24 protein-coding genes are annotated in these 21,640 nt (G+C 61.6%); 7 read left to right on the top strand and 17 right to left on the bottom strand.

Annotated elements, in window-relative coordinates; translation table 11 throughout:
* Positions 1-71: 71 nt before the first annotated feature.
* The gene (locus ETW23_RS16870; RefSeq protein WP_129369728.1) at positions 72-497 is read right to left on the bottom strand and encodes a hypothetical protein; all 426 of its coding nucleotides are present in this window, start codon (positions 495-497) and stop codon (positions 72-74) included.
* Positions 498-869: 372 nt separating this feature from the next.
* The gene (locus tag ETW23_RS16875; protein ID WP_134830704.1) at positions 870-1,571 is read right to left on the bottom strand and encodes a COQ9 family protein; all 702 of its coding nucleotides are present in this window, start codon (positions 1,569-1,571) and stop codon (positions 870-872) included.
* A gap of 118 nt (positions 1,572-1,689) precedes the next feature.
* Between ETW23_RS16875 and rpsU the strand changes: the two genes are divergently transcribed.
* Positions 1,690-1,896 (top strand): 30S ribosomal protein S21, encoded by a 207-nt coding sequence (gene rpsU, locus ETW23_RS16880; RefSeq protein WP_024088814.1) that lies wholly within the window; start codon positions 1,690-1,692, stop codon positions 1,894-1,896.
* Positions 1,897-2,614: 718 nt separating this feature from the next.
* Positions 2,615-3,667: a CAP domain-containing protein gene (locus ETW23_RS16885; RefSeq protein WP_134830705.1), complete on the top strand. Its 1,053-nt coding sequence runs from the start codon at positions 2,615-2,617 to the stop codon at positions 3,665-3,667.
* An 84-nt stretch (positions 3,668-3,751) separates the two neighbouring features.
* Here the strand turns inward: ETW23_RS16885 and ppk2 are convergent, their stop codons facing one another.
* Positions 3,752-4,669 (bottom strand): polyphosphate kinase 2, encoded by a 918-nt coding sequence (ppk2, locus tag ETW23_RS16890; protein ID WP_134830706.1) that lies wholly within the window; start codon positions 4,667-4,669, stop codon positions 3,752-3,754.
* A gap of 228 nt (positions 4,670-4,897) precedes the next feature.
* Positions 4,898-5,356 (bottom strand): Lrp/AsnC family transcriptional regulator, encoded by a 459-nt coding sequence (locus ETW23_RS16895; protein WP_027257950.1) that lies wholly within the window; start codon positions 5,354-5,356, stop codon positions 4,898-4,900.
* 139 nt (positions 5,357-5,495) lie between these two features.
* On the opposite strand from ETW23_RS16895, the gene ald reads away from it, so the two are divergent.
* From ald to ETW23_RS16910, 3 genes are all read left to right on the top strand, one after another.
* Positions 5,496-6,614 carry an alanine dehydrogenase gene (gene ald, locus ETW23_RS16900; RefSeq protein WP_134830707.1) on the top strand — a complete coding sequence of 373 codons (1,119 nt, stop codon included), beginning with the start codon at positions 5,496-5,498 and terminating at the stop codon, positions 6,612-6,614.
* 226 nt (positions 6,615-6,840) lie between these two features.
* Positions 6,841-7,800, top strand: coding sequence for a calcium-binding protein (locus ETW23_RS16905; protein ID WP_134830708.1), 960 nt, complete (start codon positions 6,841-6,843; stop codon positions 7,798-7,800).
* Positions 7,801-8,013: 213 nt separating this feature from the next.
* The gene (locus ETW23_RS16910; protein WP_134830709.1) at positions 8,014-8,820 is read left to right on the top strand and encodes a mechanosensitive ion channel family protein; all 807 of its coding nucleotides are present in this window, start codon (positions 8,014-8,016) and stop codon (positions 8,818-8,820) included.
* Positions 8,821-8,927: 107 nt separating this feature from the next.
* Here ETW23_RS16910 and ETW23_RS16915 read toward each other — a convergent pair whose 3' ends face one another.
* Genes ETW23_RS16915 through ETW23_RS16940 form a run of 6 tightly spaced genes read right to left on the bottom strand, consistent with a single transcriptional unit; the run spans position 8,928 to position 12,060 of the window.
* A complete protein-coding gene (locus ETW23_RS16915) occupies positions 8,928-9,464 on the bottom strand; it encodes a hypothetical protein (protein ID WP_134830710.1) in 537 nt (178 codons plus the stop codon).
* Positions 9,465-9,505: 41 nt separating this feature from the next.
* A complete protein-coding gene (locus ETW23_RS16920) occupies positions 9,506-9,697 on the bottom strand; it encodes a hypothetical protein (RefSeq protein WP_134830711.1) in 192 nt (63 codons plus the stop codon).
* A gap of 37 nt (positions 9,698-9,734) precedes the next feature.
* Positions 9,735-10,277, bottom strand: coding sequence for a GNAT family N-acetyltransferase (locus tag ETW23_RS16925; protein WP_134830712.1), 543 nt, complete (start codon positions 10,275-10,277; stop codon positions 9,735-9,737).
* Positions 10,274-10,723 (bottom strand): YtoQ family protein, encoded by a 450-nt coding sequence (locus tag ETW23_RS16930; RefSeq protein ID WP_134830713.1) that lies wholly within the window; start codon positions 10,721-10,723, stop codon positions 10,274-10,276. The genes ETW23_RS16925 and ETW23_RS16930 overlap by 4 nt, the downstream gene beginning before the upstream one ends.
* Positions 10,714-11,376: a phosphoribosyltransferase gene (locus ETW23_RS16935; RefSeq protein ID WP_134830714.1), complete on the bottom strand. Its 663-nt coding sequence runs from the start codon at positions 11,374-11,376 to the stop codon at positions 10,714-10,716. The genes ETW23_RS16930 and ETW23_RS16935 overlap by 10 nt, the downstream gene beginning before the upstream one ends.
* A gap of 48 nt (positions 11,377-11,424) precedes the next feature.
* Positions 11,425-12,060, bottom strand: a complete 636-nt coding sequence (locus ETW23_RS16940) for a class I SAM-dependent methyltransferase (RefSeq protein ID WP_134830715.1) — start codon at positions 12,058-12,060, stop codon at positions 11,425-11,427.
* 87 nt (positions 12,061-12,147) lie between these two features.
* On the opposite strand from ETW23_RS16940, the gene ETW23_RS16945 reads away from it, so the two are divergent.
* Positions 12,148-13,026, top strand: a complete 879-nt coding sequence (locus ETW23_RS16945) for a LysR family transcriptional regulator (RefSeq protein WP_134830716.1) — start codon at positions 12,148-12,150, stop codon at positions 13,024-13,026.
* Between the two features lie 93 nt (positions 13,027-13,119).
* Here the strand turns inward: ETW23_RS16945 and pheT are convergent, their stop codons facing one another.
* The 4 genes from pheT to pheS form a co-directional block, all read right to left on the bottom strand.
* Complete coding sequence (gene pheT / locus ETW23_RS16950; protein ID WP_134830717.1) at positions 13,120-15,516, bottom strand: phenylalanine--tRNA ligase subunit beta; 2,397 nt, start codon at positions 15,514-15,516, stop codon at positions 13,120-13,122.
* An 87-nt stretch (positions 15,517-15,603) separates the two neighbouring features.
* On the bottom strand, positions 15,604-16,419 hold the full coding sequence (locus tag ETW23_RS16955; protein WP_134830718.1) for a PHB depolymerase family esterase: 816 nt from the start codon (positions 16,417-16,419) through the stop codon (positions 15,604-15,606).
* A 308-nt stretch (positions 16,420-16,727) separates the two neighbouring features.
* On the bottom strand, positions 16,728-17,324 hold the full coding sequence (locus tag ETW23_RS16960) for a hypothetical protein (protein WP_134830719.1): 597 nt from the start codon (positions 17,322-17,324) through the stop codon (positions 16,728-16,730).
* A complete protein-coding gene (pheS, locus tag ETW23_RS16965) occupies positions 17,321-18,394 on the bottom strand; it encodes a phenylalanine--tRNA ligase subunit alpha (RefSeq protein ID WP_129369713.1) in 1,074 nt (357 codons plus the stop codon). The genes ETW23_RS16960 and pheS overlap by 4 nt, the downstream gene beginning before the upstream one ends.
* A 170-nt stretch (positions 18,395-18,564) precedes the next feature.
* Here pheS and ETW23_RS16970 point away from each other — a divergent pair, with 170 nt between their 5' ends.
* Positions 18,565-19,200: a DUF1326 domain-containing protein gene (locus tag ETW23_RS16970; protein ID WP_129369712.1), complete on the top strand. Its 636-nt coding sequence runs from the start codon at positions 18,565-18,567 to the stop codon at positions 19,198-19,200.
* 9 nt (positions 19,201-19,209) lie between these two features.
* Here ETW23_RS16970 and ETW23_RS16975 read toward each other — a convergent pair whose 3' ends face one another.
* The 3 genes from ETW23_RS16975 to ETW23_RS16985 all read right to left on the bottom strand — a co-directional run bounded on the left by ETW23_RS16975 (position 19,210) and on the right by ETW23_RS16985 (position 21,638).
* On the bottom strand, positions 19,210-19,470 hold the full coding sequence (locus ETW23_RS16975; protein ID WP_134830720.1) for a 50S ribosomal protein L20: 261 nt from the start codon (positions 19,468-19,470) through the stop codon (positions 19,210-19,212).
* A gap of 187 nt (positions 19,471-19,657) precedes the next feature.
* Complete coding sequence (locus ETW23_RS16980) at positions 19,658-20,830, bottom strand: sterol desaturase family protein (protein ID WP_134830721.1); 1,173 nt, start codon at positions 20,828-20,830, stop codon at positions 19,658-19,660.
* A 91-nt stretch (positions 20,831-20,921) separates the two neighbouring features.
* A complete protein-coding gene (locus ETW23_RS16985) occupies positions 20,922-21,638 on the bottom strand; it encodes a helix-turn-helix domain-containing protein (RefSeq protein WP_254695056.1) in 717 nt (238 codons plus the stop codon).
* Positions 21,639-21,640 lie beyond the last annotated feature (2 nt).

Consider the following 21,640-nt stretch of genomic DNA (forward strand, 5'->3'; position numbering starts at 1 on the left):
TACCGGCACACGCTGGATCAAGCGGAACGCCGGTGGCGCCAAGAAAAGCGCCACCGGTAGACTGGCAGGGCTTAGGTCAGCTTGCCGGTGCTGCAATCAAATGTGGCTTTGGTACCTGAGAGCTTCGGAGCAATTTTGAAGACACTCTTGCACGCGGCCGTCAGTGCCTTGTTCGGATCACCCTTGAAGTACTTGTTTGCAGTCCATTCTTTGCCAAGTTTGACGTGGTATCCTGTAATTTTCGTCCCCTTCGGGTGTCCCTTCTTGAAGGCCTGGTCCAGCTTCCCCTTCGCCGCCTTGAGCGGTTTGTCGTCAATCGTTATGTCTTCGGGAGGACCGCTCCGGCAGGATGTCGTCACAAAATGGTGCATCGTGCCGACTTGCTTGTTCTTGTCATAGGCCACAATGCAGATGCAGTCTCCCAGACCCGAGGTCTCAAGCGGATCCCACTTGTCGCTGTGCCCGAACCCGCCGATTTTGACATTCACTTTTCCCATTGAAATACCCCTCAACTGAAAATTCCAGTTTCATCAGCACACTGCCGGTTTCGCTCGCAATGTACTCAAGCAGCCCGTTTGACGATCAACGGCAGACTGGCTGCCCACATGCTGAGCAGCGCTCGCGCCAGCGCTGCGGCAATGCCTTCTGCATAGTGCGGCAGAGGTTTACTTAGGATTAACGGGAGAAATGCTCCGGCTGGTCATCGCCGCCCGGCCAAGGCACATTTGCCGGCGCAGGGAATCCTTTCTGCACCAGGGCAGCATGAGGCGGCACGCATTTGCGTAATGTGCTTCAGGGTGCTGAAAGCCTGCCTTTGCTTTTTACCGGGAGTGGCAGCGGTGAAAGCCCAGGCACCTCTGGCCTCCGCCCTACCTCCGCGGGTTAATCGACCCCGGCAGATCGTCCCGCCCTTTTGGCGGCTTGATCTGTTCGGCCAGCCAGTTCGGCCCCACCAGCAACGGCTTCAGCAGCGGGTTTTTCTGCAGCCCTGCCTTCAGCTTTTCAAAATCCATCACATTGCCGATCCGGCGGTCGAGGAATTCCCAGGTTGCCTGATGCTGAAGACTGTCATCGCCCAGCCAAAACAGCACTGTGGCGGAATAGATCCCGGCCAGCGATGCGCGCTTGGTATACCAGTTCAGATCATCCGAGCCGTCGCCCAGCGTCTCCCAGATCAGATCGCAGGTGCCCCAGATCGCCTTGATCCCGTCGCCGGCATATTGCGGCAGTGTCAGCAGCGTTGTGCCGCGGCGCACCGCTTCCTTGTCATCCACGGCTTCCAGCCGGAACCGTACCGCCGCCGCCACCTTGTCGCGGAACCGCAGGCCGGACAGGTCCTCGGCGTCCAGCCGCGCCAGCATCCGCGAATCGCCGCGGGCGTGATAGGCCAGTGCCAGGTCCACCCCGCCGCGCGGGCAAACCGCATGGGCCAGCACTTCAGCCACCTGCACGTCCTGGCAGGCGGCCCGGAATGTCACCTCGGACCAGCCGTCAAACGGCACATGATTCAACGCCGCATCCAGCAGCTTTTCCTTGATATCGTCCTGCGCGCGATCCTGGTCTTCGGTCATGTCACCCTCCCGCTTTCAGCGTCCTGATACCCTACTAGACAAAATAGCCGGCCTTTGCTATACGGCCACTTCCTGCAATTTCCTTGCAACTCAAACTTAGAAAGGTGGTGAAAACCACATGCAGGTTAGTGTTCGCGACAACAATGTCGATCAGGCGCTTCGTGCCCTGAAGAAAAAGCTGCAGCGTGAAGGCGTATTCCGCGAAATGAAGCTCAAGCAACATTTCGAGAAGCCGTCCGAGAAAAAAGCGCGCGAGAAAGCTGAAGCGATCCGCCGTGCCCGGAAACTGGCACGTAAGAAGCTCCAGCGCGAAGGTTTGCTCTAAGCGGCAGGCCGTCCGGCTTTGGACAGCACTGGGCCGGTCTTGCGACCAGCCGGAACTTAAGTTCAGACGACCCCCGCGGCTCTGCCTCGGGGGTTTGTCATTTCTGCGCCCCTAAAGAAATTGCCGTTTCTTAAGTGGATACACAGAAATACCGCAATTTTGCCCGAATTACATCTTTAGGGTGTATTTCGTTAATTTTCTCTGCTATACAGAGTATACGGCAGGGTAAATCTGATGCGTTTCCCTAAACACTGCCCCGCCGTCCGGGATTGGAACACCCGGTTCATTGAAACCCGGGGCAGGCCGCGTCTCCCCCCCCAAACGACTCCGGCGCCTGTCTTGGTCCCTGCAAACAAGACATTGCCTCTCCGGGTTTTCAGTATTGCCGGGCACCGACAGCTTCCCCCGACGGTGCCCGGCCCCCCTTCTTCTTCTGATTCTGCGGCACAAACCTGTCTCCTGACGGCAGCTGCCCCCCGAATCCTGCGCTGCCCGGCCCGTCGCCCCGCAGCAGGATTGCGCCGATGCCCTCCCAGCAGTTGCTCAGCGCTGCCCGCGGCCGCCGCGCGCGCAGAAATCCGCGTATCTGCCCCCATGCGACGGGCAGAGCTTCGCCGCATTTCTGCTGCTCCACCTTCCGGCCCTTTCGGCGCCTTAAATTTCCGTTAACCGAAGGGAGCACCGCCGCACAGTCGGCACACTCACGGAGCAGTTACAGATGTCACAGGCAAGCCAACTCGAGCGCCAGATGCTCGACCTGATCAACGCCGAGCGCACGTCGCGCGGGCTCAACCCGGTCCAGCTGGAGCTGCGCCTGAACGATTCGGCCGAAGACCACAGCGAATGGATGCTGCAGCAGGATGTCTTCTCCCATACCGGCTCTGGCGGTTCCAGCGCCGGCGACCGGATGAAAGATGCCGGCTTTCAGTTCTCCGGCAGCTGGACCTGGGCCGAGAACATCGCCTGGCAAAGCGAACGCGGCGCCGCCGGGCTGGCTGATGATGTCGTCAACCTGCACGAATCGCTGATGAACAGCCCCGGCCACCGCGCCAACATCCTCAACGCCAATGTCGAGGTGATCGGCATCGGCATCGAGCAGGGCAATTTCAATGGCTGGGATGCGGTGATGGTCACCCAGAACTTCGCCCGCACCAGCGCGGACCTGCAGCTGGATTCCGGATCCGGAGGCGGTAATGGCGGAGGCTCCGGCGGCAATACCGGCACCGGTGCCACCTCCGGCAACGATGCCCTGACCCTTGGCAGCGCAGGCAGTCTGGACGGTCTCGGCGGCAATGACACGCTGACCGGCAGCAGCGGCCAGGACCGTCTCGACGGCAGCGAAGGCCGGGATAAACTGCACGGCAAGGCCGGCGGCGACGAGTTGAACGGCGGCTCAGGCAATGACACGCTGCGCGGCAACAACGGCGCGGATGAACTGAACGGCGGCAGCGGCAACGACAAACTGTTCGGCGGCCGCGGCAAAGACACCCTGGACGGCGGCAGCGGCAATGACAAGCTGGTCGGCAAGGGCGGCGGCGACCTCTTCATCTTCAGCGGCGGCGATGACACCGTGAGTGATTTCAACCCGGATGCCAGCGGCGAGCGCATTGACCTGGGCGCGGCGACAGGCATCACCGGCTTCAGCGACCTGATGAACAATCACACCAGCCAGACCAATGCCGGCCTGCTGATCAGCGACAGCGATGGCGACAGCCTGCTGCTCAGCGGCATCACAGAGCAGGAGCTTCAGGCCAGCGACTTCCTGTTCTGACCCTCGCCGGGCAACCATGCAAAGGGCGTGCCTTGGCGCGCCCTTTCGCAATTTCAACGCCGGCAGCCAGGCCCCCTGCTGGCCTCAATAGATCTTGGGCACGTACAATTCATCCGGCAGCACCTGGCGCTCATAGTCGGGATTGTACTTGCGGTCTGGCAGATCCACCTTTTCGTGCTGCACCTCGTCATAGGGGATCTTGGTCAGCAAGTGTTCGATGCAATTCAGCCGTTCACGCTTTTTGTCATTGCCTTCAACAATATACCAAGGCGCCTCTGGGATGTTAGTGCGCTTGAACATCTGTTCCTTCGCCTTGGTGTACTGTTCCCAGCGGATCCGGCTTTCCAGATCCATCGGCGACAGTTTCCACTGCTTCATCGGATCGTGAATGCGCATCATGAACCGCAGCTGCTGTTCCTCGTCCGTGATCGAGAACCAGTATTTCAGCAGAATAATGCCTGAGCGCACCAGCATCCGTTCAAATTCCGGAACGTCCTGGAAAAATTGGTCGACCTGGTCGTCGCTGGCAAAGCCCATCACCCGCTCGACACCGGCCCGGTTGTACCAGGAGCGGTCGAACAGAACGATCTCGCCCCCCGCCGGCAGATGCGGCACATAGCGCTGAAAATACCATTGGCTTTGCTCGCGGCGGTTCGGTGCCGGCAGCGCCACCACCCGCGCCACCCGCGGGTCCAGCCGCTGGGTGATCCGCTTGATCACCCCGCCCTTGCCCGCCGCATCGCGGCCTTCAAACAGGATACAGACCTTGGCGCCAGAGTTCTGCACCCAGTCCTGGACCTTGATCAGCTCTGCCTGCAGCCGCAACAGGTTGCGGAAATAGATCTGCCGGTCGAGCATTTCCGGGTGCTGCTCGCGGTAGATCTTGCGGATCTCCTGGCTCAGCATCGGCTCCGAGAATTCAATCTCGATATCCTCGTCCAGCGTGTCCTGCAGTTCCGCTTCCAGCCAATCAAGGGATGCGGTTTCAAATTCGCGGGTCACGGGCAGGGTTCCTTCCTTGTCAGGTCGTGCAAACGCCGCCTTTTACGGGCGGCATGCGACTGTTTGATGTCACGCGGCCGGGGCGGCAGCAGAAAGCAGTCACCGCCGCACGGGCGGCTCGGGCGGCAAACATGCGGCCCCGGCTGCGCCTTCCCCCAAGGCAACCGGAATTTACACCGGGGTTCAAGCGCAAAAGCCCCGGACCCGGCCATCAGCATCAAAGCCGCATCAAACCGGCAGCGCCGTGGTCTTGAACACCGTGCGCAGCGCAAAACTCGACTGCATCTGCGCCACCCCCGGCAGCCGCGCCAGATGCTGGCGGTGGATGCGGGCGAAGTCCTCGGTGTTTTCCGCCACCACCTTAAGGATGTAATCCGCGGTGCCTGCCATCAGGTGGCATTCCAGCACATCCGGTATCCGCGACACCGCTTTTTCAAACGCGTCCAGCACCTCATCCGCTTGGCCGGACAGGGTGATCTCGACAAACACCGTGGTCGGCACGTTCATCTTGCGCGCGTCCAGCAGCGCAACATAATCACGGATGTATCCGTCAGCCTCCAGTCGCTGCACCCGCCGGTGGCAGGCCGAGGCCGACAGGTTCACCCGCTCCGATAAGTCGGCATTGGAGATGCGGCCCTGCTTTTGCAGCACCGAGAGAATGCGACGATCTGTTTCGTCCAGCGACATTTCGCGAAGATCCTTGCTGTTCAACACCAGTATACGCGAAGAATCTTCGAAAGGTATGTTTTTCTTCCGCCCAAAAAAGAAGCACATTTTGCCAGCGCTGCGGCAAAATGCCCGCACAGAGTTTTGAGGAGATACTCACATGAAAATCGGCTGCCCCACCGAGATTAAACCCCAGGAATTCCGTGTTGGCATGACCCCGGATGCCGCCCGCGAAGCGGTGTTCCACGGCCACGGCGTTGTGATCCAGAAAGGCGCCGGCCTGGGCGCCGGCTTCACCGACGAGGACTATGTGTCCGCCGGTGCCGTGATCCTGGACACAGCCGAGGAAATCTTTGCAACCGCCGACATGATCGTCAAGGTGAAGGAACCCCAGGCGGTTGAGCGCAAGATGCTGCGCGAAGGCCAGCTGCTGTTCACCTACCTGCACCTGGCCCCCGATCCGGAGCAGACCCACGACCTGTTGGAATCCGGTTGCACCGCGATTGCCTATGAAACCGTGACCGACGACCGCGGCGGCCTGCCGTTGCTGGCGCCGATGTCCGAAGTGGCCGGCCGTCTGGCACCGCAAGTGGGCGCCTACACCCTGCAAAAGGCCAACGGCGGCCGCGGTGTGCTGATGGGCGGCGTGCCCGGCGTGGCCCCGGCCAAGGTTGTGGTGATCGGCGGCGGCGTCGTCGGCACCCACGCGGCCAAGATCGCAGCCGGCATGGGCGCGGATGTCACCATTCTGGACCGTTCGCTGACCCGCCTGAAGTATCTGGACGACGTCTTTGGCCGCACCTTCAAGAACCAGTACTCCACCGCCGGTGCAACAGCTGAACTGGTGCGTGAAGCCGACATGGTGATCGGCGCGGTGCTGATCCCCGGTGCTGCGGCGCCAAAACTGGTATCCCGTGCCCAGCTTAGCGAAATGAAGCCGGGTGCGGTGCTGGTGGACGTCGCCATCGACCAGGGCGGCTGCTTTGAGACCTCCAAGGCGACCACCCACGCCGACCCGATCTATGAGGTCGACGGCATCATGCACTACTGCGTGGCCAACATGCCGGGCGCCGTGGCGCGCACCTCGACCCAGGCACTGGGCAACGCGACCCTGCCCTTCATGCTGAACCTGGCCAACAAAGGCTGGCGCAAGGCCTGCGAGGACGACCCGCACCTGCTGAACGGCCTGAACGTGCACGCAGGCCAGCTGACCTATTACGCGGTTGGCGAAGCTCTGGGCATGGATGTGCTGTCACCGAAACTGGCGCTGAAGCAGTAAGCGAAGCGTTTCCAGAACACCGATTTGAGGAAAGCCCCGCCGGTTTGGCGGGGCTTTTCCATTACCAAGGCGGCTTCCCCTATCATGCGGCGCTCAGTTAATGAGTGTGCGTAAACCTCGGACATGCGGCACGGTCGCGGCTTGAACCCTCCGCAACCAGTGGTGTAGGCCCTTCTCAAATCCGTCTTCAGCCAAAAACTGGCGAAACTTTTCAAAGGTTAAATCCATGCCGACTATGACCGTGACAGGTTCCCTGACGACCCAGATGACCGGGCTTATTCAAACCTTCAACGGGGCACGGCTGACCAATAAATACGACACCGGAACATTCTTGCTGATTTCCAACTACCCCGAAACCGTGAGCCTAAACGGCTATGATTTGCGGGTTCCTGGCTCAGGCAGCTATTTTATCACCGGCGACATCACCAAATTCCGCTATGCCGAGATTTCCTTGACCCCGTCTTTCCACACCATTGAAAAACTGGTGCTGGACGACGTCGATGTCAGCGCTGAAGGCCTATTTGACCTGACCAGCCGCACGGCCACTACCGCAACAGGGAAGTTCGACCTTGAAAGGTTCCAGTCCTTTGTGAACGGAAAAGACTGGACCATCAAAGGTTCGCGCGAAGACGATGACATCCGGCCCGGCGCCTTTTTCACGATGTCCGGAAGCGAGACCATCAGAGCCGGGCATGGCGCAGATACTGTCGCAGGCGGGACCGGTGCCGATTCCATTTCCGGCGGCAGCGGTAAGGATGTTCTCAAGGGACAGAATGGCAGAGATACCCTTGATGGCGGCGGCGGAAATGACGAACTTCTGGGCGGCAATGGACGTGACAAACTGCTGGGTGGTGCCGGAAATGACAAACTGCTCGGCGGCGGGGGTAACGACATCCTTGTTGGCGGCAACGGCAAGGATGTCTTGCGCGGCAACAAAGGCAACGACAGGCTCGATGGCGGCGACGGCGCCGACCTGTTTATCTTCAAGAGGGGCGACGGCCACGATACGATCCGCAACTTTGACGCAAGCGAAGACCTGATCAGGATTTACCGCGGTGCATCCAAATTCTCCGACTTGGAGATCAGCGACACCGGCAAAGGCGCCGATATCAGGTTTGCAGATGTTTCTATCACCCTTCGCAACTTCGACGCGGACGATGTGACTGCTGATTTGTTTGTTTTCTGAATCCAGGGCGAGGCGGGGGCGCTGAGCCCCGCTCCTCCTCTGTGCCGGCTGATTGTTCTCAGGCGCGCGTCCGCACCATCCTGCGGCACGCGGCCTGCCTCCCCCAAAGGTTGAGCCTTTGCCGCCCGATCTTTCCCCGCTGCACCCTATTGCCTCAGCACGCCTCTTCCACGACATTCGGGCACATTTAGGGAAACCGGTTGGGACACGGACATGGAACAGATGATTGAACAGGCGGGCGCCTATTGGCCCCTGATGGTAAATGGCGCCAAGGCGCTGGTGGTGCTGATCCTCGGCTGGATCGCCGCCGGCTGGATCAGCGGTGCAGTGCGCCGCCGTATCAACAAGACCCCGAAGATCGACCCGACATTGGGCAATTTCGCCGCCAGCGTTGTGCGCTGGGTTCTGCTGCTTGTGGTGCTGGTCGCCGTCCTTGGCATCTTCGGCATCGAGGCCACCAGCCTGGTCGCCATGCTTGGCGCCGCGACGCTGGCAATCGGGCTGGCACTGCAGGGCACGCTCAGCGATCTTGCAGCCGGTTTCATGCTGATCCTGTTCCGCCCCTACAAAATCGGCCAGTTTGTTGATATCGGCGGCACCTCCGGCACGGTGAAGGATCTGAATTTGTTCATCACTGAACTGGCCACGCCGGACAATGTGCAAATCATCGTACCAAACGGCCAGGCCTGGGGCGCGATCATCACCAATTTCTCGCATCACGACACCCGCCGCGTCGACATGGTGTTCGGCATCGACTACGGCGACAGCGCTGATGCTGCCAAGGCGATCATCCTTGAACAGGCCGCCGCCGACGCGCGGGTGATGCAAGATCCAGAACCTTGGGTGCGGGTGACCAATCTGGGGGACAGTTCCGTCGATCTGACAGCCCGTGTATGGTGTAATGCGGCGGATTACTGGGAAGTGAAATTTGCCCTGACGCAGGGTGTGAAAGAGGCTTTCGACGCCAAGGGCATTTCTATTCCTTATCCGCATTCTGTGGAAATCAAGAAGGAGAGCTGAGGCGCTCCCGCCCGTCTTCGGCCCTGACGGGCCTCATCCCGTTGGGCCTGGCGCCCCGCCTTTGGCGGGGCGTTCGTGCGCTGCAACCCGGGTGGGTGGCCGGGGGCCTAGCCTGTCCGCGCTGCCTGCGCGGCCCGTGCCGCGGCCAGCTGGGCCCGCGCGGCGCGGGCGCGGTCTTGCAATCTGTCGTCCGGCTCGGCGGGCGGCCAGCCGCACAGAACAGTATACCCATCCGCATCGGCAAAGGCCCATTGCGCGGCCAGCAGCTGATAGCTCTTGACCTCCCAGCCGGACGCATCGCGATCAAAACGCAGCCGCCAGGTGCCGCGCACCTGGACCGGCAGCCGCAGCCGCCGGATACTGTTCATCGCCTCGTGGCCATGCATCGCCGTACGCACCCCCTGCACCCGCAGCTTCTTCATTTGCGTCACCAGACCAGCCGCCTCACGCATCCGGCGCCCGGCAAAGACCACCTCGATCTCCGCATCCGGCTGAATAATCCCCTTCACCACCAGATCACCGCGGTTGTTCCGGTTAAACACCGGCACCAGCTCCAACGGGACATCCCGCACCTCTCGCTTGAACAGGCCCGCGTCCTCGATCAGCGGGGTGATTTGCAAAACAGGTCTGCGGCGGTTCGTCATGCTGTCTTCCTAAGCACCGCACCCAATCGGCGCGCGGTGCTTTACGTAAAGTCGTCGTGCGTTAAGAGGCCAATTTGGCCGTCCAGCGTTAAGGAACCGTTGAAGGGCGCGGCAAATCGCAAAATCGGCGTAAAAAATCCCAGCAAAGTTACACCGGATTCTGCAATGGAAACTGGCACCGGCGGCACACGGCCTGCACCGCGCATCACGCGGTGCCGTGCCCAACGCTGCAATGCGCTTCCTCTGGAAGCGCTTTCAGGGGCGGGAGCCTTACGCTGCCGTGCCAGGCTGCCCGGTCTTGCGCGCCATCACCAGCGACGTGCCGCCGCGGTATTGGACCTCCTGGCGAAATTCATAGCCGGTCTTCGCGGCCAGTTTTTGTGACGCCGTGTTCTCCGGGTCCAGCAGGCAAACCGTTTCCGGCCAAAGACCTGCGGTGTCCGCCCAGGCATGGGTCCGCAGCACCGCCTCTGCCGCAATCCCCTGCCCCTGAGCTTCCGGCGTCAGCACCCAGCTTGCCTCAACCGCATCCCCCAAAAGCGGGTCGCATTGGCGCGGGGTCACGAAAAACCCGGTCTCGCCCAGATACCGGCCGCTGCTGCGCCCGGTGATCACCCAGACTCCGAACCCCATCGCCTGCCAGTGGCCGTGATGGAACATCAGCTTGGCCCAGGCGCCTTCCGGCGTCACGACGGCTGGCTGAATAAAGCGCACAGTCTCAGGGTTTGCCCACAGGGCGGCCACATCAGCAAAATCCTGCACCCGGTGCGGGCGCAGGATCAGCCGGTCGGTCTCCAGCACCGGGGGTGTCATGCAGGCAGTTTGCCCGTCAGCACATAAGCGAGGATTTCAACGACCTGGCGCGGCTCTTGCGCCACTGCCAGCGCTGCTGCGTGGACCTCTTTCAACGCGTGCTGATGCTCCGGCGGGCTAAGGACAATGATCGACTTGCCAAGGGCGGCGGCATAGCCCGCATCAAAGGCCGCGTTCCACTGTTTGTATTTATCGCCAAAGCGCACAACCACCACATCGGCATCGGCAATCCCCTTGCGGGTGCGGATCGCGTTGACCATCGCACCCTTGTGGTCATGCCAGTATTTATTGTCCTCGGCACCCAGAACCGTCACGCCGCAATCATCGCTGGCACCGTGATCTGTGACTGGCGCGCTGAAACTGACCTCCAGCCCTTTTGAGCCTTCGATGATCTGCTCCCGCCAATCGGTGTGGATCTCGCCCGAGAGATAAACCTTCAATGCCACGTTTTGTCCTTTCCTGCGCCAGCCTGCGGGGCCGCGGCCAAAGCAGCCATGACCTCTGCGTCGCTGGTTTGCGTAAAATCCCTGTAGTGCACGCCGACAGCCCGGAATTCCTCCGGACACAGCAAGCAGATCACAGTATCCACCAGCGGACGCAATTCGTCCACCGCTTCCGGCGGCGCCACAGGGACGGCAAGGATAACACTGGCCGGTCCGCGTTCCTTAAGCCAGATATGTGCCGCCATGAAGGTCGCGCCGGTGGCAATGCCGTCATCCACCACAATCGCCGTGCGCCCGGCCAGCTCAACCGGCGCCCGCCCGCGCAGATACCGGGCGCGGCGGGCGGCATTCTCCTCCCGCGCCTGGCCAACCTGGGCTGCAAAATCCTCCGGCCTCAAGCCCGCAATCCGCAGCAATGCGTTATTAAAAATGGGATTGCTGCCCTCCGCCAGCGCGCCGGCCGCCAGCTCCGGATTGGACGGCATGCCGATTTTGCGCACCAAAAGCAGGTCCATCGGCGCCTGCAGGGCCTGTGCAATGGGCAGCGCAACAGGCGCCCCGCCCCGCGGCAGCGCCAGCACCACGGGGTCCTTCACCGGCAGTTCAACCAAATGCCTGGCCAGCTGAAGCCCGGCGGAAATCCGGTCCTCGAACATCAAAGCCTCCGCCTTGTAACCTAGGGCAGGCAGGCAAAAGGCAAAGGTTCAGCGCTGCCGCGCCACCAAATAGCGGCCTGGCGTGTCCGCCGGGTAGTTGCCGGTCTCAATGATGTCGAAACCGGCCCGCTGCACCGCCGCCTCCAAGGTGCGGATGTCGATGAAATCCACATAACTGGGCGCATAACCCACAAGCCGCATCAGCGGAATTGCCACCTGAAACATCCGGTACTTCCAACTGCCCCGCATCTCTCCCAGACAAGGTGTTTTGGAGATGAACAGCCCGCCGGGCGCCAGCCGCGCCGCCACACCATTCAGAACAGCCTCCAGATCCGGCAGCAGATGCAGCAGGTTATGCGCCAGAACCGCATCAAACGGGCCCTCCGGCGCCTCGCCAGCGCTGCTGCATTGAAACTCCACATTGCTGGCGCCAGCGTCCCACGCCCGCTCGCGGCCCACCTCCAGCATTGCTTCCGACAGATCTGTTGCAGTGATTTTCGACACGCTGCGTGCCAGCTCAATCGCGGTGGAACCGGTGCCGCAGCCCAGTTCAAGCACGCTGTCCTCCGGTTTCAAATATGACCGGGTCCGTTCCAGCGCATAGCGGTAAGCATCTTCGTCGCGGATCGCGGATTTGGCGTATTTCGGGGCGACCTTATTCCAAAATCGGGCGTCGGCTGTCATCGCGGATCTCCTTGGTTGCCGGAACCCTACCCATGCAGGAACCACAGATAAATTGCCGAAATTCGCAAGTTCGTTATACATATTTGCATGAACAGCCCCGACTGGAACCACATTCGCGCCTTTCTCGCCACCGCTGAAACCGGCTCGCTTTCAGCAGCGGCGCGTCGGCTCGGCCTCACCCAGCCTACGTTGTCGCGCCAGGTTGCAGCCCTTGAAGGCGAGCTGGGCGTGCTGCTGTTCGAACGCCTAGGCCGCACCCTGGCCCTGACCGAGGCGGGGCATGAGCTGCTCTCCCACAGCCGCAAGATGGGAGCGGCAGCCGATGGCTTGTGTCTGGCCGCCACCGGCCAGGCGCAATCCATCGACGGCACGGTGCGGATTACCGCCTCGGATGTGATGTCCGCCCATGTGCTGCCGCCGGTGCTGCACCAGCTGCGCCAGCGCGCGCCCCGGCTTACCATCGACGTGGTGGCCGCCAATGATATCCGCGACCTGATGCGGCGCGAAGCTGATATCGCCATCCGCCACGTCCGCCCCGAACAGCCCGAGCTGATCGCCCGTCTGGTGCAGGAAGCCACTGCCCACTTCTATGCCGCCGCCAGCTATCTGGAACGGCGCGGCCGCCCTGCATCAGCGGCAGAGCTGGCGGATCATGATTTCGTGGGTTTCGCCGATGTGGAACGCTCGATCGCGTTCATGGCGCCGCTGGGTATTCCCCTGACGCCTGACAATTTCCGTATCAAGTCCACCAGCGGGCTGGCCACGTGGGAGCTGGTGAAACAAGGGTTCGGCATCTGTCCGATGATGGACAGCGTCGCAGCCGCCGCGCCGGGGGTGGAGCGGCTTCTGCCTGGAATGGAACCGATTGTTTTCCCGGTCTGGCTCACCACTCACCGCGAGCTGCACACCAGCCGCCGGATCCGGCTGGTGTTCGACCTGCTGGCGGAGTTCTTCTCCGCGAGGTGACGCATAGAAAGGCCAGCGCCCCAACGGGAGCGCTGCCAAAAGTTTTACAGAAAACTTTTGCCAAGACTTTTCTTCAAAAGCCTTGGTCCAGCCTTAGCCCCGCAGGGTGCCGCCGGTGGCCTTGGTCACTTTGGCGATGATTTTACCGCTCACCGCCTCAATATCCTTTTCCTGCAGCGTCTTGTCGCTGGGCTGCAGCCGCACGGTAATGGCCAGCGACTTCTTGCCCTCACCCAAGGAACCGCCGATGAATTCGTCAAAAACGCGCACATCTGAAATCAGCGCCTTATCAGCCCCGGCGGCCGCATTGACCAGGGTCAGCGCCTCAACCTCAGCATCAACAACAAAGGCAAAGTCCCGCTCCACCGCTTGCAGGTCGCTGATATCCAGCGCCGGGCGGCTGGCACCGGATTTACGCGGCATCGGAATCTCATCCGGCCAGATAGTAAAGGCAACAGCCGCGCCCTTGATCCCCATCTCCTTCAGCACCTTGGGATGCAGTTCGCCAAACACGCCAAGCGTCTTCTTCGGACCCAGGCAGATGCGGCCATGACGGCCCGGATGCCACCAGGACTGCGCCCCGCGCAGGATCTGCACCTTGGCCGGCGCGCCGATGGCTGCCAGAACCGCCTCAACGTCAGCCTTGGCATCATAGAGATCAACAGCGCGCGAAGCGCCATGCACATCCTTCGGACCTGTGCGGCCCACCAGCAGGCCCGAAATCAGGTTGTGCTGCTCACCCGGCTCACCGCCGTGGAAGGCGGGACCAGCCTCAAACAAGGCCAGATCCATGTAACCGCGCGCCTGATTGCGGGCCGCAGCCTGCAGCAGGCCCGGCAGCAGCGCCGGGCGCATATGCGACATCTCGGTTGAGATCGGGTTCGCCAGCATGGTCGCATCACCGCCGCCGCCGAACAGCGCAGCCGAGGGTTTGTCGATGAAGGTGTAGCTCACCACCTCGTTATAGCCGAGGCTGGCGCAGGTGCGGCGCGCCATCTGCTGGCGGCGCTGCTGCGGTGTCATCACCGGCTTCGGGATACCGTCGCTCAGCCGCGGCAGCGGCTTGCCCTGCAGCTTGGTCAGCGAGGCAATCCGCGCCACCTCCTCGACCAGGTCGGCCTCGCCCTGAACATCCGGGCGCCAGCTGGGCACATGCGCCATGTTGCCCTCCAGGCGGAAGCCCAGACGGGTCAGGGTCTGGCGCTGATCGCTTTCCGGGATTTCCATCCCCACCAGCGACTGCACCCGGCCGGAATCCAGTTTGTAGGCGCGCGAATGATCCGGCACGTCGCCGGCGATCACCACCTCCGACGGCTCACCGCCGCAGATATCCAGGATCATCTGGGTCGCGCGGTGCAGGCCCTCGATAGTGTACTCCGGGTCCACGCCGCGCTCAAAGCGGTAGCGCGCGTCGGAGTTGATCTTGAGCGCCCGGCCCGCCATCGCGATCTGCACATGGTCCCAGAACGCGCTTTCCAGGAACACATCAACGGTTTCCTCGGTGCAGCCAGTCTCTTCGCCGCCCATGATGCCGCCGATGCTTTCGGGGCCGTTCGCATCCGAGATCACCATCTGGCCTGCGCCGAAGGTATATTCCTTTTCATCCAGCGCCTTCAACGTCTCGCCGCCTGCCGCGCGGTGCACCCGCAAATCACCAGATACTTTGGCCGCATCAAACACATGCAGCGGGCGGTTCTGGTCGAAGGTGAAGAAGTTGGTGATGTCCACCAGCGCCGAAATCGGGCGCAGGCCAATCGCTGTCAGCCGGTCCTGCAGCCATTGCGGGCTGGGACCGTTTTTCACACCCTTGATCAGGCGGCCGGCAAACAGCGGGCAGCCGTCCAGCGTGTCTTTGTCGATGGTCACTTTGATCGGGCTTGCGAAATCGCCCGGGATCGCCTCAAACGCGCGGGTTTTAAGGGTGCCAAGACCCCGCGCTGCAAGGTCGCGGGCAATGCCGTAGACGCCCAGCGCATCGGGCCGGTTCGGGGTAATCGCGATCTCGATCACCGGATCGACCTTGGCCGGATCGTTTTCCGCCAGCCAGTCCACGAACTTGTCGCCGACCGCGCCCGAGGGCAGCTCGATGATGCCGTCATGCTCTTCCGACAGCTCCAGCTCGCGCTCGGACGCCATCATGCCATAGCTTTCCACGCCGCGGATCTTGCCAACGCCGATGGTGATATCCAGCCCCGGAATATACATGCCCGGCTTGCAGACCACCACAGTGATGCCCTCGCGGGCGTTCGGCGCGCCGCAGATGATCTGCAGCTCGCCCTCGTCGGTATCCACCTTGCAGACCCGCAGCTTGTCGGCATCCGGGTGCTTTTCGGCATGTGTCACATAGCCAAGTTTAAAGTCCTTCAGCGCGTCGGCTGGATTGACGACCCCTTCAACCTCAAGACCCAGATCGGTCAGAGTCTCGGTGATCTCTTCCACCGAAGCGTCGGTGTCGAGGTGGTCTTTCAGCCAGGAAAGCGTGAATTTCATCGGTCGGGGACCCCTTGGCAGACATGCAGTTTGCCAGAGGCAATGACAAAGAATGCGCCAAGGTTCAAGGGTTCTGCGCCCCTGCCCTCAAGGATAGCTGGGAGTGAGGTTCAAAAGCTCGTCCAATTGCCGCCCGATCCAGCCATGCGGGATGAAATGGCCGCCCGGATGAATGTCCAGCACCACCCGGCCCTCCGCACAGTTCCGCCATTCGGTGCGGCTGAGTTTAAGGAAATCCACCACCTGCCAGTCGCCCGCCTCCTGCCCGGCGCCGCAGTCCAGCCTGGCGCGCCACAGCCCCATGGGCACCGCCTGCCCGCCGGGACCGTCGTCGGGAAAGGGCATCACAGTATCGCTTACCCCGTGTACATGGCGCACCTCGCGCGGAGCCTCGGGGCAGGTCTCCCCCGGTGGAAACGCCCCGGCAATTCCCAGCAAAGCGGCCACATGATTGCCGCTCTCGCAAACATACCGCCAGGCCATCGCCGAACCATAGGAATAACCCGAGATATAGATACGCCCCGTATCAACAGGATAGCGCTTGGCCACGTCCCGCAGCACTTCGTTTGTGAAACCGACATCCCCGGTCTTTGGCGACCAGAAGTCCCAGGTCTTGCGCCGCCCGTTCGGCGTCACCAGCAGCACACCGCGCCGTTTGGTTGAGGCGCCGATCCGGCCGCTGCGCTGCGCATTGACCCCGGTCCGCGCCCAGCCGTGGAAATGCAGCAGCACCGGCAGCGGCGTGACCCCGTCCCAGCCCTCCGGCTCCATCACGTGATAAGAGCGGTCCCCGAGCTGGCAAGGCGTCCCGCCATGGCAGTCAGAGGGTTTCGACGGCCCCATGGCGGCAGCGGCGGAGGCCCATAGGAGGACGGCAGAGAAGGAAAGAGCGCTTCGGATCATTTGGCTGAGCCTAGCCAAGGGGGGGCAAGTGTCACGTCACAAGTTTGTGGGTTGCCAAGCCGCGCCATCGCCTGACCGCGGGGAGGCGATCCAACACTGGTGTTTGGCAGTTTATGCCGGCCAGGTCCGTGCGAACTCCAGCTGTAGCGCGGGCGGCCCCAAATCGCCTGCCCGTGCGGGCGGGGAGGCGATGGCGCGGCGGCTTCTCGGCCTTGAGTCCGCGCTGGCGACGGCAATGCCGGGCGCAAAACTTCTCCAGAAGCCGTGCTTCTAAAAACCAGCGCCCCTCTATGACTTACAAAAATAGATCAAAAGTTCGACTGTTCAAAGCGAACAACCGGGTAGAGTTTTCTTTCAATTACCGCAAGCGCCTCAATCTGCTGGCTGCCTAAGGCGTCTTGCTCACCGTAGCTTCCAGAAACTTTTTTCTTTAGCCCGACATAAAACTGAACCAACTCTTTATCGCCATCGGTTTCGGTTCCTGAAACCAAGGTCGAAACAGCGGCCCAAACTTCTTGACGTATGCTAAACAATTTCTCCACAGCTTCGTCGACCTCACGATCGCCAACGAAAGCTCGAAACCGTACCTGCGCTTTTCGAAGCCGGGCGAAGTCCGGTTTTCGTTGATCTATCCGCTCCAAACGCTCTCGCCATTGCCAGCCTTTTCCATCTAGTCCACTAGGCGGAATAGAACTCCAAGGAGAGCGTATGAAACGCAGTGCGCTGTCTGCTTCATTTGCTGCCGAGATCACTTCCTCGGCCACATCTGACTTGCGCTTAGCTTGGGCTTCAGACCGCCACGCGCCCAGCTGTCGATAGGCAACCCAAACACCGCTTGCGACAGCAAACATCATTCCCAATTGGGATACGGACGCAATCCCTTCGAAAACGTCCGAAGAATTCACCTACTCAAACCGCCATGCAGCGCCGGCATGTCCAGGCTCTGGAAGCCGTAGTGGCGCAGCCAGCGCAGGTCGCTGTCGAAGAAGGCGCGCAGGTCGGGGATGCCGTATTTCAGCATCGCCAGACGGTCGATGCCGATGCCGAAGGCAAAGCCCTGATAGATCTCCGGGTCGATGCCGCCGGCCGCGATCACCGATGGGTGCACCATGCCGGAGCCGAGGATCTCCATCCAGTCGTCGCCTTCGCCGATCTTCAGCTGACCGTTATCCCAGGAGCAGCGGATGTCGACCTCGGCCGACGGCTCGGTGAAGGGGAAGTGCGAGGCGCGGAAGCGCAGCTCGACATCATCCACCTCAAAGAAGGATTTGACAAATTCCTCCAGCACCCACTTGAGGTTCGCCATCGAGATGTCCTTGTCCAGCGCCAGGCCTTCGACCTGGTGGAACATCGGCGTGTGGGTCTGGTCGTAGTCGGCGCGGTAGACGCCGCCCGGGCAGATGATGCGCAGCGGCGCGCCCATCTTCTCCATCGAGCGGATCTGCACGGGGCTGGTATGGGTGCGCAGCACATGCGGCGGGCGGTCGTCGCCTTCCGCACGGTGCATGTAGAACGTGTCCATCTCGGCGCGCGCCGGATGGTGGCCGGGGATGTTCAGCGCATCGAAGTTGTACCAGTCGGTATCGATCCGCGGGCCTTCGGCGACGGAAAATCCGAGTTCGGCAAAGATCGCGGTGATCTCTTCCTGCACCTGGCTGATCGGATGCAGGCTGCCCACGCGGCGGGCGCGGGTCGGCAAGGTCACGTCCAGCCATTCGGTGCGCAGACGCTCATCCAGGGCGGCATCTTCCAGGCCCGCCTTCTTGGCCGCCAGGGCCGAGTTGATCTCATCCTTCAGCGCGTTCAGCGCCGGGCCGGCCACCTGGCGCTCTTCCGGGGTCATCTTGCCCAGCTCGCGCATCTTCAGCGCCACTTCGCCCTTTTTGCCCACGGCGGCAAGGCGGATCGCTTCCAGCGCGGATTCATCCGCGGCATCGGCAATCTGACCCAGATATTTGGCTTTAAGATCGTCCATCACGGCCCCTCGAATTCTGCTTGTGCCCTGCTACCACAAGGGCCGGCGAAAGCAAGAGGGCGGGGACGGAAGCCGGGCGGATATGGCCGGACAGAAAGCCCTCCCTGCAATCACGCCCTAATTATGATAGACTCCCCGCATCTCATTCAACAGAACCGGAGGAGACAGTCATGGCGCATGTGGATTGGTATATCGAGGGCCGCAGCTTCGGGAACTGCAACTGCAACTACGGCTGTCCCTGCCAGTTCGAGGATCTGCCCACCCATGGCAATTGCACCGGGTTTGAGGTGATCCATATCGACAAAGGCCACTTCGGCGACACCGACCTTGCCGGCACCCGCGCCGCCGTTCTTTACGCATGGCCAGGTCCGATCTTCGAGGGCAAGGGCGCATTGCAGCTGATTGTCGACGACCGTGCCAGCGACGCCCAGCGCGAGGCGCTTTCCACCGTGATGCTCGGCGGCGAAACGGATGAGGAAGCCACCCACTGGTGGGTGTTCCGCGCCATGTGCGACACTGTGCATGACACGCTGGTTCAGCGGATCGACTACGAGGCTGACATCGAAAACCGCACCGCAAAAGTGGACGTCGAGGGCCTGCTGCACGCCACCGGCCGCCCGATCCAGGCCCCGCACGGCGGCGGCGAGCACCGGGTCCGCATCGACATCCCCGGCGGGATTGAATTCACCCTGGCCGAAGTGGGCAGCGGCTCCAGCAAATCCACTGCCGCCATCCCGCTGGACCTGGAGGATACATACGGCCAATGGGCCATCATCCGCCACGGCCCGCACGGGGTTGCAGCATGAATCCGGAGATCAGGCCTTCAAACAGGTAGTGAACTTCGCATGTTTCTGTTCCGTGAAAACGCCACCGGGACGCACTCCGGCAGCTTCTTCGGGTGTCATGAACTTGTACAGGTCGCCCTTAATACCAGCTTGTTTCCAGCAGGTTTCGATCTGCGCTTTGGTTATGCTGCCTGAAGCAGGTTGGGACGTTACAGTGGCAGAGCTTTGCACAGTGCTTTGACACCCCGCAGCCAGTGCCGCGAACGTCATGCATATTGCCTTGATTTTCATAAGTATCGTCCAATTTTATTAGTAGTTTCTTCACGCGCAAGCTATCGGGATCAGGTCGCTTGTCAACTTGGAAACCGGGCCGCTGCCAGCCTGGATCAGAAGCTGGATTTGACAAAAGAACATTGCACGTGCCGACCTAAAATTGACCCGAACTCCAGATATCTATGACAACAAAAGCCTACGGGTCTCAACCCTGCCCATGCCGGTCCTCCTCGACCTTCCTCTTCCAGCGCTTCCGGTTGAACGGGTACAGGAACTGCCGCCAGTAGCCGCTCGGCACCGTGTCCCCTGCCACGCCGTATTTTGATGGCCAGGCTTCCTCTGGCAAGTAATGGGTGCCGAACAGCCAGTCATAGAGTGGAAAATGCGAGGCATAGTTGATTTCGATCGCCGCCCGCTCGCTGCCGTGATGCCAGTGGTGATAGCGCGGTGTGACCAAGAACCGCTCCAGAAATCCCAGCTTCCAGCCGATATTGGCGTGGATGAAGCTGGAATAGAAATAGATGATCAGCAGATAGGCCTGGATCGCTTCCGGTTTGAAGCCCAGCGTGAACATCGGCACCGCCGTCAGCCCGCGCAGCACCGCGATTTCGATGAAATGCATCCGCGCGCCCGCCAGCCAGTCCATTTTCTTGGCCGAATGGTGAATGGCATGGAAATGCCATAACGCCGGAAATGTATGGAATGCCCGGTGCACCCAGTACTGCACAAAGTCCGTTGCCGCCATCACGATCAGCACCTGCACCGCAAACGGCAGATTGGTGATATGGGCGCGGATGCCCTCCAGATCGGCGTTTGCATTGACATAGTTCGCCGGCGCCAGTGTCAGGAAAGTCAGCACCTGCACCAGCATTGAGCTGACCAGATAATAGAACATGTCCTCGCGCCATTCGGTGCGGAAAACCGTCTGCTCGCGCCGCGCTGCAAAGAAACGTTCCAGCGGCACAAACAGAAAGCCGACCAGCAGAACGTTGACGATGAAGTAATCAAGCCCGAAGTACAGGCTCTGCGGAGTGCCGCCTGCGTGCTGCGGCTGCGCCGTCGCCATCAAAGAGGCCACAACTGACAAGCCCAGGGCCGCCCAGCCCAGCGCCTTCTGGCGGCTCAGGATCAGGCTCAGCAGCGACAGCGCGTAACCCGCCAGCAGCACAAAGCGCAGAAAGGCGGTGACATAGCCGCTGGAATGGATAAAGCCGAGCTGCGGATACGAGAACGTCTCGGGGTACCAGCGCAGCAGCACCAGCAGCAGCCCGGTGAGCGCCGCCAGCAGCGCCATGGCTCCCGACAGCCAGCCGCTGCCCAAGGGCCGCGCCTCGCGCGGGGTTTCCAACTGCGCAATCACATCGCGGATGAACTTCATGGCTGCCTCACTCACCTCAATTCCGGCGCAACCTGCCACAATGCCGCCCGCAGTGCGATTATGGAATTCAATAGGGAAGACCGCTGCCTGCTTAAACCAGCCGGCGCATCATCGCCTGCAGCGCGTAGCGGCTGGCATAGCCAAGATCGCGGGCGACCCGTTCCATCTCCTCGCCCCGCGCCTGCGCCCGCAATGCGATCTGGCAACGCAGCCGCTCCCGCCATTGCCCGAAGCTGCGGCCGGTCTGCCGTTGAAATGCCCGGGTGAACGAGCGGCGGCTCATCCCTGCCAGCGCCGCCCAATGGTCAATTGTCCGGACACTGCCCGGATCCGCCATCAGCGCATCGCAAACCCGGCGCAACCGCCCGTCAGGCGGGTACGGCAAGGCCAGCGGCGTGTCTGGCGCAGCCTCAAGCTCGATCAGGATCAGCTGGCTCAGATGATGCGCCCGGGGCGGCAACGGCCAGGGATTACCCATCGCGCAAAGCGCCTCGATCAGGCCCGCCAGCAGCGGCGGGATGGTCACCGCACGGCAGGCGGCCATTGCCCCGGCACCGTTTTCCGCCGGATCAATATACAAGGATTGCGACTGCACCTCTCCCACCATCCGGATCTCATGCAGCATGGCCGCGGGCACGATCAAACCAGAACCCGCAGGCACCGCCCAGCTGGTGCCGTCGGCCTCAGCCATCATCAGCCCGGCCACTGCATAAACCAGCTGGTGGCGCGGATGATCATGCAAGGCGGAGACATAGCCGTCTTTGTAGCCGCGCGCATAAGACGCCACCCCATGCGGCAGCAACTGCACAG

Source organism: Leisingera sp. NJS201, assembly GCF_004535885.1.
Classification (GTDB): domain Bacteria; phylum Pseudomonadota; class Alphaproteobacteria; order Rhodobacterales; family Rhodobacteraceae; genus Leisingera.

Bases quoted from the DNA above. Each gene is read 5' to 3' on its own strand.
- ETW23_RS16870 (WP_129369728.1), bottom strand. From the start codon at position 497: ATGGGAAAAGTGAATGTCAAAATCGGCGGGTTCGGGCACAGCGACAAG.
- ETW23_RS16875 (WP_134830704.1), bottom strand. From the start codon at position 1,571: ATGACCGAAGACCAGGATCGCGCGCAGGACGATATCAAGGAAAAGCTG.
- rpsU (WP_024088814.1), top strand. From the start codon at position 1,690: ATGCAGGTTAGTGTTCGCGACAACAATGTCGATCAGGCGCTTCGTGCC.
- ETW23_RS16885 (WP_134830705.1), top strand. From the start codon at position 2,615: ATGTCACAGGCAAGCCAACTCGAGCGCCAGATGCTCGACCTGATCAAC.
- ETW23_RS16895 (WP_027257950.1), bottom strand. From the start codon at position 5,356: ATGTCGCTGGACGAAACAGATCGTCGCATTCTCTCGGTGCTGCAAAAG.
- ald (WP_134830707.1), top strand. From the start codon at position 5,496: ATGAAAATCGGCTGCCCCACCGAGATTAAACCCCAGGAATTCCGTGTT.
- ETW23_RS16905 (WP_134830708.1), top strand. From the start codon at position 6,841: ATGCCGACTATGACCGTGACAGGTTCCCTGACGACCCAGATGACCGGG.
- ETW23_RS16910 (WP_134830709.1), top strand. From the start codon at position 8,014: ATGGAACAGATGATTGAACAGGCGGGCGCCTATTGGCCCCTGATGGTA.
- ETW23_RS16915 (WP_134830710.1), bottom strand. From the start codon at position 9,464: ATGACGAACCGCCGCAGACCTGTTTTGCAAATCACCCCGCTGATCGAG.
- ETW23_RS16925 (WP_134830712.1), bottom strand. From the start codon at position 10,277: ATGACACCCCCGGTGCTGGAGACCGACCGGCTGATCCTGCGCCCGCAC.
- ETW23_RS16935 (WP_134830714.1), bottom strand. From the start codon at position 11,376: ATGTTCGAGGACCGGATTTCCGCCGGGCTTCAGCTGGCCAGGCATTTG.
- ETW23_RS16940 (WP_134830715.1), bottom strand. From the start codon at position 12,060: ATGACAGCCGACGCCCGATTTTGGAATAAGGTCGCCCCGAAATACGCC.
- ETW23_RS16945 (WP_134830716.1), top strand. From the start codon at position 12,148: ATGAACAGCCCCGACTGGAACCACATTCGCGCCTTTCTCGCCACCGCT.
- pheT (WP_134830717.1), bottom strand. From the start codon at position 15,516: ATGAAATTCACGCTTTCCTGGCTGAAAGACCACCTCGACACCGACGCT.
- ETW23_RS16955 (WP_134830718.1), bottom strand. From the start codon at position 16,419: ATGATCCGAAGCGCTCTTTCCTTCTCTGCCGTCCTCCTATGGGCCTCC.
- pheS (WP_129369713.1), bottom strand. From the start codon at position 18,394: ATGGACGATCTTAAAGCCAAATATCTGGGTCAGATTGCCGATGCCGCG.
- ETW23_RS16970 (WP_129369712.1), top strand. From the start codon at position 18,565: ATGGCGCATGTGGATTGGTATATCGAGGGCCGCAGCTTCGGGAACTGC.
- ETW23_RS16975 (WP_134830720.1), bottom strand. From the start codon at position 19,470: ATGAAAATCAAGGCAATATGCATGACGTTCGCGGCACTGGCTGCGGGG.
- ETW23_RS16980 (WP_134830721.1), bottom strand. From the start codon at position 20,830: ATGAAGTTCATCCGCGATGTGATTGCGCAGTTGGAAACCCCGCGCGAG.